Source organism: Paenibacillus taichungensis (genome assembly GCF_047302525.1).
GTDB classification, from domain to species: Bacteria; Bacillota; Bacilli; order Paenibacillales; family Paenibacillaceae; genus Paenibacillus; species Paenibacillus taichungensis_B.
On sequence record NZ_CP168020.1, the window covers coordinates 3,949,473 to 3,967,762 of the forward strand.

Sequence of the window (18,290 nt, forward strand, 5' to 3'; positions counted from 1 at the left end):
AAGACGCTTACCCTCATTTTCTTACAAACCACTTCATGTTGTATTTCCAGGATTAAATGGTTTCCTCCGATTATGTAAAGCGCTTACAATGGATATGAAAATAATAGCGAATAACTCCGGCTTTCACTTCATTCGAGTAAGTCAAAAGATATTCGCTGCATTCATTCGCATACTAGTCATACTAGTATGTTAGTTATATTCTAAATCAGCAGTTCTATAATTTCAATAACTTTTAATAAAAAATTTTATCTTTTGTTATTACGGTATAGTTCAAGCATTCCCAAAACAAAAAAACATTGTTAGGTTTTATGGATAAAATACATCTCATAAAACCTAACAATGCTTGAGTAGTACACTAAAAATACGATTTATGATGCACTGAATTCAGCAATGATTCGTTCCAATTCGGATAAATGCTTGATTTGATGGTCAGGCACATACGATTCGGTATTCTCTTTATTCTCACGGTTAATCCAAACAGACTGAATGCCTGCAGACAATGCTCCACGAATATCAGTCGTAAGCTTATCTCCAACCATCATGCTCTCCTCAGGTTGCACTCCCAGCTTACTCAATGCGTGCTCGAAGATCGAAGGATCAGGTTTCCCTTTACCAAACGAACCCGAGATAATAATTTCGTCAAAAAAAGGAGCCAATTCAGGAACGCCATCAAGTTTCTCTTGTTGTAAAGCAGGACAGCCGTTGGTTAAAAGCAAAAGCTTGAACTTCCCTTGTAGATGACTCAACGTTTCCATCGTTTCTTCATAGACATGGGGTCTTGATCTCCGCTCAGCCCCAAATTGTGAGGCGAGTTGTTCCGCCAGATCTTCACGATCAACACCCAGCTTTAACAAGCCTTGACGCCATGACTCTTTACGATATGCGGGTGCAAGCTGCTCCAACTGGCGAAACTCCGGCTGATCCCCACCCGTGAAGTTAGCCCAAAGACCTTCAAACGGGTTAATCCCAATCATTTTGGTAAACGAAAAAGTTTCATAAGACTCATACAGATTACGTGCCTCATTACGAACAGCTTCTTCAAGGTCTTCGGGTTTAACGCCAGTCTCTTGAGCTGCGATCAAGCAAGTCTCATGAAAGGCCTCTCGAACACTGCGCTCATCCCACAGTAAAGTATCATCTAGGTCGAACAAAATCGCTTTTAACGCCATTTCGGTCATCTTCCCCTTTATGCAAAATTACTTTTTCTCGTATGTTTCCACGGTGATCTGATGTGCTTTGGCGAATTTCAGAAGACGTTCAGTAATTGCATCAGTATCATAACGATTGAGTAGTTTGGTAAATACCCATCTCTTACCTCGTGCATTATGCTCAATCACAACCGAACCTGGCTCAATTCTGAATTTCACGATATCGTCGACTCCAATTGAACGCTCACGGTTCCCTTTTGTCGTCAAAATCCGGTTACTTCCTATTTTGACATAAGGACGACGGAGCATGAAGATGACTGCCAAAAATACATACAGCAACAAGGTCACCCAGTCCCAAGTGGTCATCGGAGCTTTGACAAGAAATGTACTCATAAAGAGGTACAGGAATGCTAGTCCGATCAGAAAAATAGGAAACAGAAGACTGCGTCCTTTAAATACGTCCTCACCTGGTGTACCGGAAACCGGTTTACCGCTTTTTTTACGTTGCTGATTCAACTGCTTAGAATTTTTCCGAACCGTTCTCTCGAACGAACGCGACATGAGAATCCCCCTTAGATGTTCTTTGTATCGGCTTACATAACTGCAAACCAACATTTCCCCCTATAATTTGCAACCTCTAGATAACAGGAAGAAACCTAAATATCATAATGATATCATTAGGTTTCCTTAATGTTTGAGTTTGCCTTGGTGGCCTTGATCGTTCTCATCATCTACAATTTCAATCGTATCCAGTTGTTGTCTGAAATTGCTTCGAATGTTATTCAAATAAATTTCTCTAAGCTTGGCACGTTCTGCGAGCTCTTCCTCTGTCAATCCAGTGGATTTTTGCTTACGGGCCAATTCATTAATACGTGCTACCAGACTATCTATATCCAAGCTTGTCCCCTCCAAAAATACAAAGTCACATTAACTTTGACATGATAAGGGCAGCTTGTCAAGCTGACACGCATTAGCGCGTTTGGATATGCAGCTTTATTCTGTGAATTGAGGCAGTATTAAGACTTGCCCCACCTGTATTGAAGTTGAATGAAGTTGATTCACTTTCTTGATTGCTTCTATATATACACGTGTATCCATTGTTTCAGGTTTGTGATCCAATGATATACTCCATAGCGTATCTCCTTGTGAAACTGCCATCTTCCCCCCAGGCAACAGATCGTTCTCATTGCCAGCGAACACAGTCAATACTGTACTGCAACCAACGAGTATGATTAAGCTTACGATTATTAATTTCAAGACCCAAGTTGGGACATTACCTTTTGCAAAAACCTTCTTAAAATTCCTTATGTTAGTTTCGACCACTTCTGAATGCACCGGTTCGTAAATACTTTGATAAGTAGAATATCTCATTAAATATCGACCTCCAAACGTTTGTTCCTATCCGTTGAAATCAATATAACACGAACACTTGTTTTGTACAATAACTTTTTAGAACAATTGTTCGCTTTTTTTTGTTGCATCCTACATTCTATTATCTTTCTTCTATTGTATAGAAACTGTCATTTGCAGTATTTGATTAGACTCAAAGAAAATTTTCATCTTTATTTGCAAAAAAACATTGATTTTATGGCATTTTATTTAGAACTTATGTTTGTACGAACGGAGGTTCTATGTTATAATTTTCCCAAACGTTACTAAAATGGGGTTGATACGGTATGTCGAAGATATCCAGCAGGCAACAGGCTATTCTGGAGTTTATACGCAATGAAGTCCGGTTGAAGGGGTATCCTCCTTCCGTACGCGAAATTGGTGAAGCTGTTGGATTGGCTTCCAGCTCTACAGTACATGGACATCTGGATCGTTTGGAGAAGAAAGGTCTAATTAGACGTGACCCAACCAAACCAAGAGCCATTGAACTTCTCAGCCAGGAAGAGTCAGAGCATTCACATCAGTTTGCTCACAGCGTTGCTCGCATTCCTGTCGTGGGTAAAGTTACTGCAGGGGTTCCGATCACAGCAACAGAAAATATCGAAGATTACTTCCCTCTTCCTACGCATTATGTAGGCGAACAGAAAGTATTTATGCTTTCGGTCGTGGGAGACAGTATGGTTGAAGCAGGCATTGTTAACGGAGACTATGTTATCGTACGTCAGCAGCAAACTGCAGATAACGGCGATATCGTAGTAGCCATGACTGAAGACGATGAAGCAACGGTAAAAACGTTCTACAAAGAGAAAGATCATATTCGTCTTCAACCGGAAAATTCGACTTTTGAACCGTTGCGTTTGAAACACGTTAGCATCCTGGGCAAAGTCATTGGCCTTTTCCGTGATATTCACTAATATGTATTGAAGTTGTTCAGATGTTTCACAATAAGATACTTAAAGAGGTTGTCCCGTTAAACGGGACAACCTCTTTTTTCTCATACTACTTATATTGTTCTACATTAGCCGACTATTCGCTGCGTTTAAGAATGCTTTTATGATGAGAAAACACATCAAAACTCTGTTGGCCATGGTAGGAACCCATTCCACTTTCTCCTACGCCGCCAAACGGGAGATAATGTGATGTCATATGAGACAATGTGTCATTAATACAACCACCACCAAAAGATACTTGATTCAGAACCTGATTCTGCAGATCCTCATCCTGAGTGAAGAGATATAATGCCAGTGGTTTGGGACGGCGAACAACCTCATCTAGCATGGGATTGAGGTCGGTATACTTAAATACAGGAAGGATTGGACCAAAGATCTCTTCTTGCATCACTGGGGATTTCCAATCAACTTCCCCCAAAACTGTTGGTTCAATGAGCAGCTGATCACGTTCAGAACGTCCACCGATCATTGCTTTGCCATCTTGGAGCAAAACCGATAAACGATCAAAGTTACGTGCGTTGACAACGTGCGGAAAATCAGCATTTTTCATCACATCGTCTCCAAATTTATCCTGAATTTCTACGCCGATTAATTCCAATAATTTGTCATGTACGTCCTCGTGTATAAGCAAGTAGTCCGGAGCGACACAGGTTTGCCCTGCATTCAGAAATTTACCGCGAACAATGCGCTGAGCTGCCAGCTTCAAATCCGCATCCTGATGAACAATGACCGGACTCTTACCACCTAGTTCCAACGTAACTGGAGTCAAATGCTCAGCTGCTGCCTTCATAACAATGCGGCCAACACCTGTACTGCCTGTAAAGAAAATATAATCAAACTTTTCTTTCAACAATGCTGTGCTGGTCTCGACTTCCCCTTCCATAACTGCCAGGTACTCACTAGGAAATATCTTATGAACCAAATCATAAGTCAGACGTGATACGGCTGGGGTTAATTCAGACGGCTTAATAATGGCACAGTTACCCGCAGCAATGGCTCCAATTAGAGGGCCGAAAGCTAATTGGAACGGATAGTTCCATGGTGCAATAATAAGAGCAACTCCATAAGGTTCAGGATAAATTAAGCTTGTGCCATCAGGTATAGCAGAATTTGTAGGCACAGATTTTGGTGTAGCCCATTCCTCCAAATGTTCCAATGCAAAATCCAGTTCACCCAACACGATCCGAATCTCAGAGCCATAAGCCTCTGTTTCAGATTTATTTAGATCCGCACGAAGTGCGTCAAGAATACGTTGCTGATACTTCTCAATTCCCTGTCTTAATTGCTGAAGAGCACGAATACGGTACTCAATAGACTTAGTTTGACCTGTATAAAAAAATGTCCGCTGTGCAGCAACCAGTTGCTTCTCTTGTTCCATATTAACATCTCCAATTAATTGTTCAAAATTTAATTTCTAAAAACATAAATGAATTATAACGCAATTATATGAAACTATCAACATATAGATACTGTAAAAATAGAGCAAACAATTAAAACGTACTCTCGCTTCAACGATATGATCATAATTTAATTAACCATTCTATTTCTTATTGACTACATAAAAAGCCTTAACACTAATATGCTAAGACTTATTCTACGAATACTAGCTTCCTCTTTACATTCTTATTTCCGTTCCTGTATAACTCCAACGTGATGTATCCGACCTTCCAAATGGTGGACACGTGTTCTGTCTATATTTTCTCTTCCTGAATTTTTTCTTCATTATATACACTTTGAGGGAGGATACTTACTGACATCTCTTTATCAGAATAGGATTGACAATAAAAGAAGTGATTGCTACAATGGCCCTCATATCAAAAGGAAGGATGATTCAGATGATTCGTCGTCTAAAAAAACTAAAGAATGTAGCTACCGCATCACGCTTCTAAGTTACTCAGAAATATAACTTAGAAGCGAGGAAATTAAAATGAATATAAACCAATTTAATCACTGGTCTGAAATTAAGTATTTAAAGGATATTGTAACCAATCCATTAATCGAAGTCGGCGATTACTCCTATTACTCTGGTTATTACGATAACAATTCTTCCTTTGAAGATGGATGCGTGAGATATTTATGGGGAGATGAAAAATCGAGGAGCTTATTCAACCCCATTGAGGAATTTGGTTGGCAAATAGATCGATTAATTATTGGTAATTATGTATGTATCGCAGCCGGTGTCGTTATTCTTATGGGAGGAAATAACAATCATCATGCGGAGTGGATCACTGTTTATCCGTTTGCTGATCAAATTAGCCGTTCCTTCTCAACCAAAGGAGATACCATTATAGAAAGCGATGCATGGATCGGCATGAATGCAATGATTATGCCGGGTGTTACCATTGGTGAAGGTGCAATTGTTGCAGCAGGCTCAGTTGTAACAAAAGATGTCGCCCCTTACACGATAGTAGGTGGAAATCCTGCAAAAGAGGTAAAGAAGCGTTTCTCAGAAGAAGAAATCATGAAGTTAAAAGAAATGCGCTGGTTTGATTGGAAGAGAGAATCGATTGAAGAAGTCACTCACTTACTTTCCAGTTCTTCTATTAACGAGTTATATGAGCACTACTTATCAGAAATTAAGGACTGAGTTCCTATAGATATAAAGCTAGGTAGAATAATATTCTACCTAGCTTTTTTATATCCCCCGTCCACAAAAAGAAAAACCCCTCAGCGCTAGAGCGCCAAGGGATTCAGCTATTAGTACAACGTGATATATTGATCGCGTTCCCATTGGTGGACTTGTGTACGGTACATGTCCCACTCAATTTCTTTCAGCTCATAGAAGTGAGCCAGGGCGTGGTCGCCGAGAGCATCACAGATGACTTCGCTGCGGATCAATTCGTTCAATGCTTCTTTCAGGTCAGCTGGCAAGCTTGGAATGCCTTCTTCCACACGCTCTTCTTCTGACATGATGTAGATGTTACGGTCAATCGGAGCTGGTAAGGAAAGCTCACGTTTGATTCCGTCCAGACCTGCTTTCAATAAAACAGCCAAAGCCAAGTAAGGGTTAGCAGCCGGATCCGGATTACGAACCTCAACACGTGTACTCAGACCACGGGAAGCTGGAATGCGGATCATTGGGCTACGGTTACTGGCGGACCATGCTACATAACAAGGGGCTTCATAACCTGGTACAAGACGTTTGTATGAGTTCACAGTTGGGTTCGTAATTGCTGCAAACGCACGCGCATGCTTCAAAGTTCCAGCCATGAAGTGACGTGCAGTTTTGCTCAGACCCAGCTCGTCCGACTCGTCTACGAATGCGTTCACTTTGCCTTGGAACAAGGATTGGTTACAGTGCATACCGGAACCGTTCATACCAAACAGCGGTTTTGGCATAAAGGTAGCATGTAGACCATGCTGACGTGCAATCGTTTTAACAACGAGTTTGAACGTTTGGATCTGGTCTGCTGCTTTTAGAGCATCAGCATATTTAAAGTCGATCTCATGCTGACCTGGAGCTACTTCATGGTGGGAAGCTTCGATCTCAAAGCCCATTTCTTCAAGTGTGATAACGATGTCACGACGACAGTTTTCACCAAGATCCGTAGGCGCTAGGTCGAAATATCCACCTTGGTCATTCAGTTCGTTAGTCGGGTTTCCTTTTTCGTCTGTTTTGAACAAGAAGAACTCTGGTTCAGGACCGACGTTGAAGGAAGTGAATCCCATTTCTTCGGCTTCTTTCAGGTTTCGTTTCAAGATGCCACGCGGATCTCCTGGAAACGGATTACCATCCGGAAGATATACGTCGCAAATCAGTCGAGCAACACGGTTCTCGGCTACCCAAGGGAAAATCAGCCAAGAATCGAGATCCGGATAGAGGTACATGTCGGACTCTTCAATACGTACATAACCTTCAATGGAAGATCCATCAAACATCATTTTATTATCCAGAGCCTTGGTAAGTTGGCTCACAGGGATTTCAACGTTTTTGATTGCTCCAAGCAAATCGGTAAATTGCAAACGAACGAATCGTACATTTTCTTCTTTTGAGATGCGTAGTATGTCTTCTTTAGTAAAACTCACGATACCCTCTCCCTTTCTTCTCTGCGTATTTGGCTTGCCTGTTATATTTGTACATTAGAATATTGCATGGGTCAAGGAGTCCTCCTACCCAAAAGCAGGATTTCCCCTGACCTACGAGGTTATACGAACTTATTTTTTATTAAAGAAACGGGAAAGCTCTCCCTGGATGAGAGATACTTGTCCAGGTCTCTTACCTGACACCAGTTGTTGTTTAAGCAGACGATGCAGTTGGGAATCCGACAGCTCTCTACGTTTCACTTCCGTATCGGGTGTAATAACAGTCGCTTCTTCTGACTCTTTGGATACAGGATTCATCACTTGTTTAATGCCCGCGATGTTAACTCCTTTTTCAATCAGAGCCTTGATTTCCAGCAATCGTTCTACGTCATTGAAAGAGAACAAACGCTGATTACCTGACGTTCTCGCAGGAACAATCAAACTGTGCTGCTCATAATAACGAATCTGACGCGCGGACAGATCCGTAAGTTTCATTACAATACCTATCGGGAATAAGGCCATATTTCTGCGAATTTCGTCACCCATCATTCATCAACCTTCCAGTCATCTATTCTTCACTCTATTGTACATTTAGTTATTACTAAGTGTCAATGATGTGTTAGATAAACTCACAATAATTTACGTTCTTTCATGGTCTGTAATGCCATCAAAACGCCATATTTAACATGAGAGTACGTTAAACCGCCTTGCATATAGCCAATATAAGGCTCACGGATAGGCGCATCTGCAGACAATTCAAGGCTCCCACCCTGTATAAACGTACCTGCCGCCATGATGACAGGATGCTCGTAACCCGGCATGTCCCACGGTTCAGGAACAACATGGCTATCTACTGCAGCAGCCCGCTGTATCCCTTGAACAAAGGCAATTAAATGCTCTGCCGAACTGAATTGAACAGCCTGAATCAGATCTGTACGCATCTCGTTCCATGCTGGTTTGGTTACAAATCCGGATGCGGCAAACATCGCCGCAGCGAATGTGCTCCCTTTAATGGCTTGTCCTACAATTGTCGGAGCCATGTAAAGTCCTTGGTAGATGCCACGAGTCGTTCCTAACATCGCACCAACCTCACCGCCAATTCCAGGAGCAGTCAAACGATAGGCTGCCAATTGTACGTACTTTTCCTTCCCGCATATGTATCCTCCGGTTTCCGCCAGACCTCCACCGGGATTTTTAATCAGTGAACCTGCCATCAGGTCTACCCCGGTTTCTGTTGGTTCACGTTCCTCCGTAAATTCGCCATAACAGTTATCCACAAATACGATGACATCTTCCTTAATTGCCTTTACACGTGCAACCATATCAGCGATTTCATCGATACAGAAGGAAGATCTCCAATCATATCCTCTGGAGCGTTGAATACCAATGACTTTTGTCGCTGCATTGATACTTTTCTCTACTGTTGCCCAATCTACTCCGCCATCTTCCAACAGAGCCGTCTCTTGATAGCCAATGCCAAAATCCCGTAACGATCCTGTTCCATCACCAGGCTTGCCTATGACCTTATGCAATGTGTCATAGGGCTTACCCGTAATGTACAACAACTCGTCGCCTGGACGGAGTACACCGAACAAAGCTGTAGCAATAGTATGTGTACCTGATGCAAAATGAGGACGCACCAGTGCCGCCTCTGCACCGAACACATCGGCATATACTTCATCAAGTACCTCACGCCCACGATCGTTATAAGCGTAACCCGTTGAACCCGCAAAGTGAAAATCGCTGACTTTTCTACGCTGAAAAGCATTGATTACTTTCCATTGGTTGTGATCAGTGATACGGTCAATTTGTTGCAATTGCCCCTCAATCTGACGTTCAACCTGTTGTTGAAGTTCAATAATCTCTGAATCAAAGCTTGCCATCTTGCTCCATTCCCCTTCATAGCACGAATCTGACGTCAAACATCAATTATCGTGTCAACTTATCATACAAATATGTCATCGATGTTACAGTTGTATGAAATCTTCAAGTAAATAACCGAATTTCTCATATTCGCCTTTTTGCAATTCCACTTCATAAATTACATCATTATCTTCAAATGTGGTCTCAACAACATCGCCTATTTTGTACAGTACAGATGTAAGATCGCCACGCTCAGCCGGAATACGGAACCGTTTGGTAGCGCCAGTCAATTCAGCCTGGATAAGCTCCCGAATTTTCAGCAAGTCATCTGCATCCAGAGCGCTCACTTTGATATGTTCTTTATCCAAAGGAAGCATTTCAAGCTGCTCCGGTGTACAAGCATCCTTCTTGTTATACAATACCAATTGAGGCTTGTCCCCTGAACCCAGTTGCTGCAAAATCGTGTGTACCGTTTTCATCTGGTCTTCACGCATTGCAGACGATGCATCGACCACATGTAATATAAGGTCCGCTTCATTCACTTCCTCCAGTGTTGCCCGGAAAGCCGCAATCAGATCATGAGGAAGGTTCTGTATAAAACCAACCGTATCTGTGAGTACGATTTCTTTACCACTTGGCAGTTCCATCGTCCGTGAGGTTGGATCCAGTGTGGCAAACAGCTGATCTTGAATGTAAACATCTGCCGCTGTTAATTGTTTAAGCAAGGTTGATTTACCCGCATTTGTATAACCTACAAGGGCTACTTGAACGATCCCCGTCTTTTTGCGTCGCTCCCGGTGCAGCTTGCGGTGACGTGTCACTTCTTCCAAATGACGCTTCAAGTCATCAATGCGTCCACGAATATGTCGACGATCCGTCTCCAGTTTACTTTCACCTGGACCCCGCGTTCCAATTCCGCCCCCAAGTCTGGACAAATTCTTTCCGTGACCCGACAAACGTGGCAGCAAATAGCTCAACTGAGCCAACTCAACCTGGATAATACCTTCTCTTGTGTTGGCGCGTTGTGCGAAGATATCCAAAATCAGCTGGGTGCGGTCAATAATTTTGAGATCCAACGCTTCTTCCAGGTTACGAACTTGAGCACCGGACAGCTCCTGGTCAAAAATAGCTGTTGTTGCTCCCATTTCCTCAGCCACTGCACGAAGTTCTTCCACTTTTCCCTTACCAATGAACCATTTGGTGTCCCGGGTTTTCAGGTTCTGTGACAATACACTCAGCACTTCCACGCCTGCCGTCTCGGCGAGTTTTACCAACTCCTCAAGGGAGTACTCCGGGTTAATACCCGAACGTTTGACCTCATCGGTAACCAGACTCACCAACACGGCGCGATCCTTCTTCACCATATCTGTATCATGTGTGCCATTTGTCATCGTGTATATTCACTCCTTCTATTACGTTTCCGCATATATTCTGTGCCACCATGGTTCCATGGCATGCTTTAAGCCGAACCGGTTAACCCGGCCGGCTGCTTCAAAAATTATATTATCGCTTACTTTTACTCAAACTTCAAATCCTCTGTGCGAATGGTCATCAGCTCCAGTTTTCCCGGATTCCCCTGGGTATACTGTTCCAATAGTCGAACTGCCTGATGACGAATCGATCGTTCAATGGCATTTCGGACATATCGGGCGTTGCTGAACGCATGAAGAGACTCATTTTTTTCCTGAAGCAGATGCTGCTTTAATTTGAGTATGGTCTGTGGCATGAGAATATAGTCACGTTCCTTGGCCATAATCTCGGAGATTTGAATCAATTGATCAATGCTATAGTCTGGAAATTCAACCTGGATCGGGAAACGGGAAGGTAATCCGGGATTCGTCTGCAGAAAAAAATCAATCTCTTCCGAGTAACCCGCCAGGATGAGGATAAACTGATTCTTATTATCTTCCATTGACTTTACAAGTGTGTCGATAGCTTCCTTCCCAAAATCCTTCTCGCCCCCGCGAGCCAGACTGTACGCCTCGTCAATAAACAAGATTCCACCCAATGCCTTCTTGACCAAATCCCTCGTTTTCTGTGCCGTATGCCCAATGTATTCCCCGACCAAGTCTGCACGTTCCACTTCAATCAAATGACCCTTACTCAGTACACCCATCTTCTGAAACAGCTTCGCAACAATTCGTGCTACCGTTGTTTTTCCAGTTCCCGGATTGCCTTTAAAAATCATATGATACACGTGCGCCCCACTTATCAGTCCAGCTTCGGTACGCATCTGGGCAATCTGTAAGAAAGCATAGATTTCAAATACTAAATCCTTGATATTTTCAAGTCCAACCAGTTGCTCTAATTCACCTTGAATCTCTTGAAAATGCGCATGTTTGGCTAAGCCTTTTGCTGCTTGTATTGCTGTCTCTTCTTCTTTGACCAGCATCTGAGGTTCCTGGTTACGCAAAACAACATTAATTTGTCTGGATGGTCTGCCTCCCGGTTGCCCTCCTGCAGCCATGACCCGTCCGTTCATTCGCCATCACCTCTATTTTATCGGGCTGAACTCTCCTGATTATTAATGTATTCTATCAGGTGCTCTAATATTAGAAGGATGGTGAAGAATTCTGCGACTTTTCCATGACTCAAATCTGAATATTTTTTTTGAACTCTCCATTCTCAAACAGGGTCTGTCTATGCTTCAGAGACAGTTGGAAATAAGGAAACACATGTGCATCAATAGCATGCAACAATTCCTTTGCTGTCCGGTTAGCCAGATCATAATCCCCCGTCGTGATGTGCTTACGTGAAAGAGCATCTTCAAGTTCATCCTCGTCCAGCAAAAATATTTCTCCATCCTTCAGGACAACGACATCCAGATACAGATCATCAAACCACGGAACACCCTGATCGGTTATGCCCTGGCTGCGGCATGTGTCAATGTACCATTCAACGATCCGCTCCTGATCGTCAAACATGGCCGTAACAACAAAGTGCTCGCCTTTCGGATAATACTGCAACCAGGAATAACCTTTGTCCGCAATGCAGAAGGTACTTCCTCCATAGGTTTTCCACAAAGGCTCTTTCAAATCTTGTATTGTATACAACGTAATGTAACCAGTAAAAATTTTGGATTGAACGAACCGGCATGTAAATTGTCGGTTCGTAATCCGGCGCCAGTTCGCGCGGTCCCCGAATTTCCGTTTCATACGAACCCCTCTTTGCCGACCACAGGTCCGTGACCTGCTGATATTGGTGAACAGCGAATAACGTCCGCATTGTCGATTCCACAAGTGCCTGAATCCGCTTTGCACAACGTATTACGAATAGTTACAGCTTACCATATTTAAGTTATACACTCAAAATCAAGCTTTGCCCCATCTATTGGAGAGCTCTGGTTCCACGCCAAACGTTACACAAACCAAAAAACCTGCTTCCCTAACATCAGGGAGCAGGTTTTAGGTTGTAATTTTTTAATCCGGCTTATTCTCGTTAACCGCCAGTTCCAGCTTGAGAATCTGTCGGTGCATCCGTTTCTCCAGTATTACTATTGTTGCCACTATCAGGTGGCGTGACTACTTCGCCCGGTGTCGTTACAGCCCCATCATTGGAACCCTCACCCGTACCTCCAGGTTCTGTTGTTCCCTGCCCAGGCGGTGTGTTTCCTTCTCCAGTATGTCCGTTCCCTTGACCTGTCCCGCCATTGTTTCCATTATTCCCGTTACCATTGTTGCCATTTTCATTACCGTTGCCATTGTTACCCTCAGAACTTCCATTCCCCGGCGAACCGTTGTCCGGATTTTCTGTTCCTGGCTGTTCTGTACCCGGTTCCGTTCCTGGCTCCGTGCCCGTATCTGGCTGTTCCGGTTCCAATTCCTCCGCTTCAATCATGAGCGAAATGATGTTGGACGGATTCGTCTCCTGTCCGGAAGCCAGATCATAGGCTGTCACATAATACTCATAAGTGAGACCAGGGAGCGCACTTAGATCCTGCGCACTGGTCGATCCAACCGCATCAATGAGGTGGGTGAACTGACCCTCAGATGTTTCTTTTCTGTAAATCCGATACTGTGTCGAGGAATCCCCCGTTGCAGTCCAATTCAACGATACAGTTTGTGTAGATGGATCATAAGCACCATTCAAACCACTCACTGAAAGCGTTGGTTGCTCTGGTTCTTTTTCCGGCGGAGGTGTCTGGGCTCCTGCTGGAGCTTTGAAGTCCTTCACAGGAACTCCTTTCAACGCGTCCCCCATAACTTTGGCAAAGAACGCCGCTGACAGCTTACTGCTATTCTTGAGCATATGGGTTGCATCAGGATTGTCGTAACCCATCCATACTGCAGCAGTCCATTCTGGCGTGTATCCGACGAACCAAACATCACGGTTGGCACTGTTGCCGGAAATACCACTTTGAACGGTTCCCGTCTTACCAGCAACTGGTCGATCCAGACGTGCTGAACGACCTGTACCGTCATTCACGACATTTTGCAGCATTTGAGTCAGGGAATAAGCATTTTGCTCACTCATAACACGTGTTGTTTCCGATTTATCGTGTTTATAGGTCGTTTTCCCCGCGCTATCCTTAATTTCCTTAATGGAATACGCCTGCTGGTACTCACCCAGATTGGCGAATGCGCTATAGGCTTGCGCCATTTCCAGCGTATTCGTACCTTTGCTAAGACCACCCAGCGCAATCGCTAGGTTTTTGTCTTCATCCGTAAGTTGGATACCTACGCTTTTTGCAAACTGAACACCTGTATTTACACCAATTTTGTTTAGGAGCCATACTGCCGGGATGTTCTCCGATTTTGTAATGGCATCTGTCATGCTAATGGTTGAAGAATACCCATGCAAGTTACCCGGACAGTAATTGCCGAAGCATTGCTTTTCATTACTGAGAGCTGAGTTTGCATTGTAATTACCTGATTCAAGAGCCGGTGCATAAGTCACAATCGGTTTAAATGCCGATCCAGGCTGTCTGCGGCTCTGTGTTACCCGGCTGTAGCCCTTCGTTTGATAATCCCGTCCGCCCATCAAGGCGACAAGACTGCCATTTTCATGGTTCATGATTACCATGGAGCCTTGAACTGGCTGATCATCTTTGCTTGACTCAAACAAACTATCATCCGAGAAGGCACTCTCCATGGCTGTTTGAGCCTGAGCATCCATCGTCGTGTAAATTTTGTACCCGCCGATATTCAGATCATCCTCCGTTTTACCAGTCACTTTCTCCGCTTCACGAAGAACATAGTCGATAAAGGCTTGATACTTCTGATCTTTCTCAGGCGGTGTATAGTCATAATCTACTTCTTTGGCTTCATCCATTTCCGCCTTGGTAATATAACCTTGCTCATACATCAGTTGCAATACCACAGCACGACGTGCTTTGGAGTCGTTGGGATTGCTCAGCGGGTTATAGGCAGAAGGCCCTTTAGGCATCGCTGCCAGTGTAGCAATTTGCCAAATTTCTAATTTGTTAAGGTCAGATACCCCAAAATAAAATTCGGACGCAGCTTTAATTCCATAACGCTGATGACCAAAGAAAATCCGGTTCAGATACATCGTCAGAATTTCGTCTTTTGAGTACTTGCGCTCCAATGCCATTGCAATGGAAACCTCCGTTGCTTTACGGAAGAAGGTCTTGTCACGGGACAAGAACATATTTTTCGCAAGTTGCTGAGTCAGCGTACTGCCACCCTCCACCATGGAGCGGGCCATGACGTCTTTAACTGCCGCCCGTCCGATGGACCAGATATCCACGCCCTGATGCTCGTAGAATCGTTTGTCCTCCGTAGCAACAAAAGCTTTCTTTACTAAGTCCGGAATATCTTCTTCGTTGACCGGCTCCAGCTTTTGAATGGACAACTCGCCCATTAACTGTCCGTTACGATCATATACTTTTGAAGTTTCATTGATTGTTGTTTTGTCCTTGTTGGCTTTGAGCAGATTTTCGCCACTCACCATAATAAATAAATATCCACCCAGTGCACAGAATATGGCGATTGCCATGGTGAAAAACAGTGTCCACCCAACGCGTTTACCCGTAATTTTTTTCTTTTTAGAGGTCTTTGGCTTCGCTTTTTTGGTTGACTTGTTATTGCTGTTGCGATTGTTAGACCTCGACAACGGATCGTTTGGCATGTTACCTCCTGACTCCCTTTCGGTTGCATAATTTCTATTCGTCTGCTGGCTCAAGCTCCTATTGAGCTTATTTTGCCCGGAATGAAAAGAACAACCCTTATTCAGGTTGCTCTGTTTCAATTCCTATACTTGTAGACGAAATGGTTGATAAAAAGGTTTCGTAATTTTTTAAGCTTCGCCGCTATTATCTTGCTGCATCAGCGATACGCTGCGTTGCGGCGTGAACGTGGAGATGGCGTGCTTGTAGACCATTTGCTGGCGTCCGTCGCTGTCAATGACGATCGTAAAATTGTCAAATGCCTTGATCGTTCCGCGGATTTGAAAGCCATTGGTTAGATAGACCGTAGCAGGAATGTTTTCTTTCCGCAGTTGGTTCAAGAACGTATCTTGGATGTTGATGGACTTGTTCATTAGCCGTACCCCCATTGGTTCATTTGAATTCGTGTTATAAGTAATATTCAATATCGCTGAGTAGCTTTCGTGCTATTATATCATGAACGGATTCATATAATCCACAAAAACCCCTTGCCTGCTATTTTGCACCTATGCCTGAGCTTCGCTTGCAACTAGAAGACTTATCCATTATACACCGCTTGTCAGAATTGCAAAAGAGGGACAAATTCTACCTTTTCCCACGTTTCCCTTCTACTTTTCCGGATCTGTGTACGGTTTCCCTTCTTCTCTGGCTAACGTAATATTTTGCCGATTTTTTCTATCATTGATTAAGAGTTTCAGGTATGTATTGGTATTGATTAGAACGATAATTAACCAAATTAAGGCGATAAGACCTCCAATGGCAAAACCAATTCCAAATAATCCTGAGAAAAAGAGATATAAACTCGCCACTCCGCTCGGTTCTGCACTCATAAAATCTCCCCCCCTTCACCTTAGGAACAAAATCAAATAAACCATAAACCGTCATGTGAATTCATTTTAATATTTATGTTATTTTTTTACAATGAGTTTTTCTGCTCAAATCTGTATACGCGACCGATTATTCCCTCTTTAAATGACGTCATTTTATATAAAAAAGTAAAGAACCTCTACCTTTTATTTCTAAAAGATAGAGGTTCTAAAGTCCTAAATATCGGGTGCAACATTCACCTTCTATATTCATTCAAACTTGCGTTTGATCATCTCACATACATGGGCATAATTCCCTGCAAAATCTTCGGTATCCGTCATATCCACCCATTCAATGTCCTTCATATGACGGAACCAGGACAATTGCCGCTTGGCAAAACGGCGCGTATCCCTTTTCAGCCACTCTACAGCAGCCTCCCAGCTTACTTCACCCTGAAGATAAGCCGCAATTTCCTTATAGCCGAGCCCCTGCATGGAGATATGTCCTCTCGCTACGCCGCGCTCCAGTAAAGACTTAACCTCCTCTACCAGGCCCTGCTCGATCATAAGATCAATTCGCTCTTCCACTCGGGCATACAGCTTCTGACGATCCATTGTCAAACCCACAATAAGCAGGTCATATGGAGACTCTTTCTTCTGGGAAGCCAGCTGCTCGGACAACTTCTCACCTGTGAGGTGATAGATCTCCAGTGCACGAACAATTCGGCGCTGGTCATTCGGATGCAGTCGTTCTGCACTAACCGGATCAATGACCCTCAGCTTATCATGTAACGCCTGCGGGCCATGTTGCTCTGCATAACGGAACTGTTCATCCCGGAACGCTTCATCCGAGCCGCTGTCAGAGAATTGAAAGCCGTAACATACCGATTCCACATACAGACCGGTGCCACCAACAATAAAAGGCAACTTGCCGCGCTCATGGATTTCCCCAATCAGACGTGTGCAGCTCTCCTGAAATTCCGCCACGGAATAGGGGTATTCCGGTTCATGGATGTCGATGAGGTGATGGGGAACACCCTTCATTTCATCGCGAGTAATTTTGGCCGTACCGATATCCATTTCGCGATATACCTGCATGGAGTCCCCCGAAATAATCTCACAATTAAACGCCTGTGCAAGTTCAATACTCATTCTTGTTTTGCCCACAGCTGTTGGTCCGACCAGCACAAGCAGCTTCGGTTTAACTTCAGCTTTCAACATTAATCACTCCGTACAGTGTTTTTGCATTTCCCCGGTCATGTACTTCAAAACCGAGTCTTGTAAACTCCGCGCTGCCGCGCTTCTCTTTCATAACTACCCGCTTGCGGGCAACTCTTTTCGCTTCAATAATACTCTGTTCATCCAGTGCACTTGGATTCGCATAATCTCGCAAAGGCTGGATGGCGCTTGAATCGAGCATCGGTTCACGGAACATCGGATCGAAATAGATCGTGTCACAACTTCGGTCTGGCAAGGAACGCAGCAAATCGAGATGATTCGCATGACGCAGATCAATGCGCCGGAAAGCTTCGTTTACCGCAGGCTTAATGCTCTCATATTGAGACATGCCCTCTACCAATAGCGTGTACAGCGGAAGGGAGCTTTCACATGCGATTACCCGACCGCTTTCGCCTACTGCCACCGAAAATACCAAAGCATCGGTGCCCAGTCCGGCTGTACAATCGATAATGCTATCCCCTTCTAATACGGCGCCCGCTTCCAGCATTGGGTCTGCCTCTCCCCTTAATACACGTTTGGCGCGAACAAATCCCATACTGGGGTGAAACTCGAGCAGCGGTGAATCCGGACGAAACAAACGAACTTTACCCTGAAGCACAACTATAATCTCATCAATCCCATAATGTGCAATCATTGCAGGTAAAGACATTCTTTTGCGTGATACATAGGTTCCTCCCGTTGTTTCCGCAAGGTTTCGTGCACGTTCCACAAGGTGGCCTGCTTCCTTTTCACCGGTTGTAATATACAT

18 protein-coding genes are annotated in these 18,290 nt (G+C 43.8%); 2 read left to right on the forward strand and 16 right to left on the reverse strand.

Annotated elements, in window-relative coordinates; genetic code table 11:
* Positions 1–368: 368 nt before the first annotated feature.
* From ACDJ58_RS17550 to ACDJ58_RS17565, 4 genes are all read right to left on the reverse strand, one after another.
* The gene (locus ACDJ58_RS17550) at positions 369–1,169 is read right to left on the reverse strand and encodes an HAD family hydrolase (RefSeq protein WP_413372156.1); all 801 of its coding nucleotides are present in this window, start codon (positions 1,167–1,169) and stop codon (positions 369–371) included.
* Between the two features lie 27 nt (positions 1,170–1,196).
* The gene (locus tag ACDJ58_RS17555) at positions 1,197–1,709 is read right to left on the reverse strand and encodes a hypothetical protein (RefSeq protein ID WP_413372157.1); all 513 of its coding nucleotides are present in this window, start codon (positions 1,707–1,709) and stop codon (positions 1,197–1,199) included.
* A gap of 126 nt (positions 1,710–1,835) precedes the next feature.
* Entirely contained in the window at positions 1,836–2,045 is a 210-nt protein-coding gene (locus tag ACDJ58_RS17560; RefSeq protein ID WP_024630398.1) for a DUF896 domain-containing protein, read from the reverse strand.
* Between the two features lie 96 nt (positions 2,046–2,141).
* Positions 2,142–2,519: a LysM peptidoglycan-binding domain-containing protein gene (locus ACDJ58_RS17565; protein WP_413372158.1), complete on the reverse strand. Its 378-nt coding sequence runs from the start codon at positions 2,517–2,519 to the stop codon at positions 2,142–2,144.
* 305 nt (positions 2,520–2,824) lie between these two features.
* Between ACDJ58_RS17565 and lexA the strand changes: the two genes are divergently transcribed.
* Positions 2,825–3,451, forward strand: coding sequence for a transcriptional repressor LexA (lexA, locus tag ACDJ58_RS17570; RefSeq protein WP_024630400.1), 627 nt, complete (start codon positions 2,825–2,827; stop codon positions 3,449–3,451).
* Positions 3,452–3,563: 112 nt separating this feature from the next.
* Here lexA and ACDJ58_RS17575 read toward each other — a convergent pair whose 3' ends face one another.
* Entirely contained in the window at positions 3,564–4,865 is a 1,302-nt protein-coding gene (locus ACDJ58_RS17575) for an aldehyde dehydrogenase (RefSeq protein WP_413372159.1), read from the reverse strand.
* A gap of 549 nt (positions 4,866–5,414) precedes the next feature.
* On the opposite strand from ACDJ58_RS17575, the gene ACDJ58_RS17580 reads away from it, so the two are divergent.
* Positions 5,415–6,074, forward strand: a complete 660-nt coding sequence (locus ACDJ58_RS17580) for a CatB-related O-acetyltransferase (protein ID WP_413372161.1) — start codon at positions 5,415–5,417, stop codon at positions 6,072–6,074.
* Positions 6,075–6,184: 110 nt separating this feature from the next.
* Here ACDJ58_RS17580 and glnA read toward each other — a convergent pair whose 3' ends face one another.
* From glnA to ACDJ58_RS17635, 11 genes are all read right to left on the reverse strand, one after another.
* Positions 6,185–7,513, reverse strand: coding sequence for a type I glutamate--ammonia ligase (glnA, locus tag ACDJ58_RS17585; RefSeq protein ID WP_024630465.1), 1,329 nt, complete (start codon positions 7,511–7,513; stop codon positions 6,185–6,187).
* A gap of 129 nt (positions 7,514–7,642) precedes the next feature.
* Positions 7,643–8,056, reverse strand: a complete 414-nt coding sequence (locus tag ACDJ58_RS17590) for a MerR family transcriptional regulator (protein WP_024630466.1) — start codon at positions 8,054–8,056, stop codon at positions 7,643–7,645.
* Between the two features lie 83 nt (positions 8,057–8,139).
* Positions 8,140–9,393: an aminotransferase class I/II-fold pyridoxal phosphate-dependent enzyme gene (locus ACDJ58_RS17595; RefSeq protein ID WP_413372162.1), complete on the reverse strand. Its 1,254-nt coding sequence runs from the start codon at positions 9,391–9,393 to the stop codon at positions 8,140–8,142.
* 84 nt (positions 9,394–9,477) lie between these two features.
* Complete coding sequence (gene hflX / locus ACDJ58_RS17600; RefSeq protein ID WP_413025223.1) at positions 9,478–10,764, reverse strand: GTPase HflX; 1,287 nt, start codon at positions 10,762–10,764, stop codon at positions 9,478–9,480.
* Positions 10,765–10,889: 125 nt separating this feature from the next.
* On the reverse strand, positions 10,890–11,855 hold the full coding sequence (locus ACDJ58_RS17605) for an AAA family ATPase (RefSeq protein ID WP_413372163.1): 966 nt from the start codon (positions 11,853–11,855) through the stop codon (positions 10,890–10,892).
* Positions 11,856–11,964: 109 nt separating this feature from the next.
* Complete coding sequence (locus tag ACDJ58_RS17610; RefSeq protein WP_099858299.1) at positions 11,965–12,528, reverse strand: DUF402 domain-containing protein; 564 nt, start codon at positions 12,526–12,528, stop codon at positions 11,965–11,967.
* Positions 12,529–12,811: 283 nt separating this feature from the next.
* Complete coding sequence (locus ACDJ58_RS17615; protein ID WP_413372164.1) at positions 12,812–15,460, reverse strand: PBP1A family penicillin-binding protein; 2,649 nt, start codon at positions 15,458–15,460, stop codon at positions 12,812–12,814.
* A 168-nt stretch (positions 15,461–15,628) separates the two neighbouring features.
* Positions 15,629–15,871: an RNA chaperone Hfq gene (gene hfq / locus ACDJ58_RS17620; RefSeq protein ID WP_017687918.1), complete on the reverse strand. Its 243-nt coding sequence runs from the start codon at positions 15,869–15,871 to the stop codon at positions 15,629–15,631.
* A gap of 234 nt (positions 15,872–16,105) precedes the next feature.
* Positions 16,106–16,327, reverse strand: coding sequence for a hypothetical protein (locus ACDJ58_RS17625; protein WP_413372166.1), 222 nt, complete (start codon positions 16,325–16,327; stop codon positions 16,106–16,108).
* A 246-nt stretch (positions 16,328–16,573) separates the two neighbouring features.
* Positions 16,574–17,521, reverse strand: a complete 948-nt coding sequence (miaA, locus tag ACDJ58_RS17630) for a tRNA (adenosine(37)-N6)-dimethylallyltransferase MiaA (protein WP_413379721.1) — start codon at positions 17,519–17,521, stop codon at positions 16,574–16,576.
* Positions 17,511–18,290: a class I SAM-dependent methyltransferase gene (locus ACDJ58_RS17635; protein WP_413372168.1), complete on the reverse strand. Its 780-nt coding sequence runs from the start codon at positions 18,288–18,290 to the stop codon at positions 17,511–17,513. Before ACDJ58_RS17635 ends, miaA begins: the two co-directional genes overlap by 11 nt.

What these genes read in the sequence shown, in the direction of transcription:
- hfq (WP_017687918.1), bottom strand. Translation starts at nt 15,871, where the DNA reads ATGAACAAGTCCATCAACATCCAAGATACGTTCTTGAACCAACTGCGG.
- ACDJ58_RS17555 (WP_413372157.1), bottom strand. Translation starts at nt 1,709, where the DNA reads ATGTCGCGTTCGTTCGAGAGAACGGTTCGGAAAAATTCTAAGCAGTTG.
- ACDJ58_RS17590 (WP_024630466.1), bottom strand. Translation starts at nt 8,056, where the DNA reads ATGGGTGACGAAATTCGCAGAAATATGGCCTTATTCCCGATAGGTATT.
- ACDJ58_RS17550 (WP_413372156.1), bottom strand. Translation starts at nt 1,169, where the DNA reads ATGGCGTTAAAAGCGATTTTGTTCGACCTAGATGATACTTTACTGTGG.
- ACDJ58_RS17605 (WP_413372163.1), bottom strand. Translation starts at nt 11,855, where the DNA reads ATGAACGGACGGGTCATGGCTGCAGGAGGGCAACCGGGAGGCAGACCA.
- lexA (WP_024630400.1), top strand. Translation starts at nt 2,825, where the DNA reads ATGTCGAAGATATCCAGCAGGCAACAGGCTATTCTGGAGTTTATACGC.
- ACDJ58_RS17580 (WP_413372161.1), top strand. Translation starts at nt 5,415, where the DNA reads ATGAATATAAACCAATTTAATCACTGGTCTGAAATTAAGTATTTAAAG.
- ACDJ58_RS17595 (WP_413372162.1), bottom strand. Translation starts at nt 9,393, where the DNA reads ATGGCAAGCTTTGATTCAGAGATTATTGAACTTCAACAACAGGTTGAA.
- hflX (WP_413025223.1), bottom strand. Translation starts at nt 10,764, where the DNA reads ATGACAAATGGCACACATGATACAGATATGGTGAAGAAGGATCGCGCC.
- ACDJ58_RS17635 (WP_413372168.1), bottom strand. Translation starts at nt 18,290, where the DNA reads ATGTATATTACAACCGGTGAAAAGGAAGCAGGCCACCTTGTGGAACGT.
- ACDJ58_RS17615 (WP_413372164.1), bottom strand. Translation starts at nt 15,460, where the DNA reads ATGCCAAACGATCCGTTGTCGAGGTCTAACAATCGCAACAGCAATAAC.
- ACDJ58_RS17565 (WP_413372158.1), bottom strand. Translation starts at nt 2,519, where the DNA reads ATGAGATATTCTACTTATCAAAGTATTTACGAACCGGTGCATTCAGAA.
- ACDJ58_RS17610 (WP_099858299.1), bottom strand. Translation starts at nt 12,528, where the DNA reads ATGAAACGGAAATTCGGGGACCGCGCGAACTGGCGCCGGATTACGAAC.
- ACDJ58_RS17625 (WP_413372166.1), bottom strand. Translation starts at nt 16,327, where the DNA reads ATGAGTGCAGAACCGAGCGGAGTGGCGAGTTTATATCTCTTTTTCTCA.
- ACDJ58_RS17575 (WP_413372159.1), bottom strand. Translation starts at nt 4,865, where the DNA reads ATGGAACAAGAGAAGCAACTGGTTGCTGCACAGCGGACATTTTTTTAT.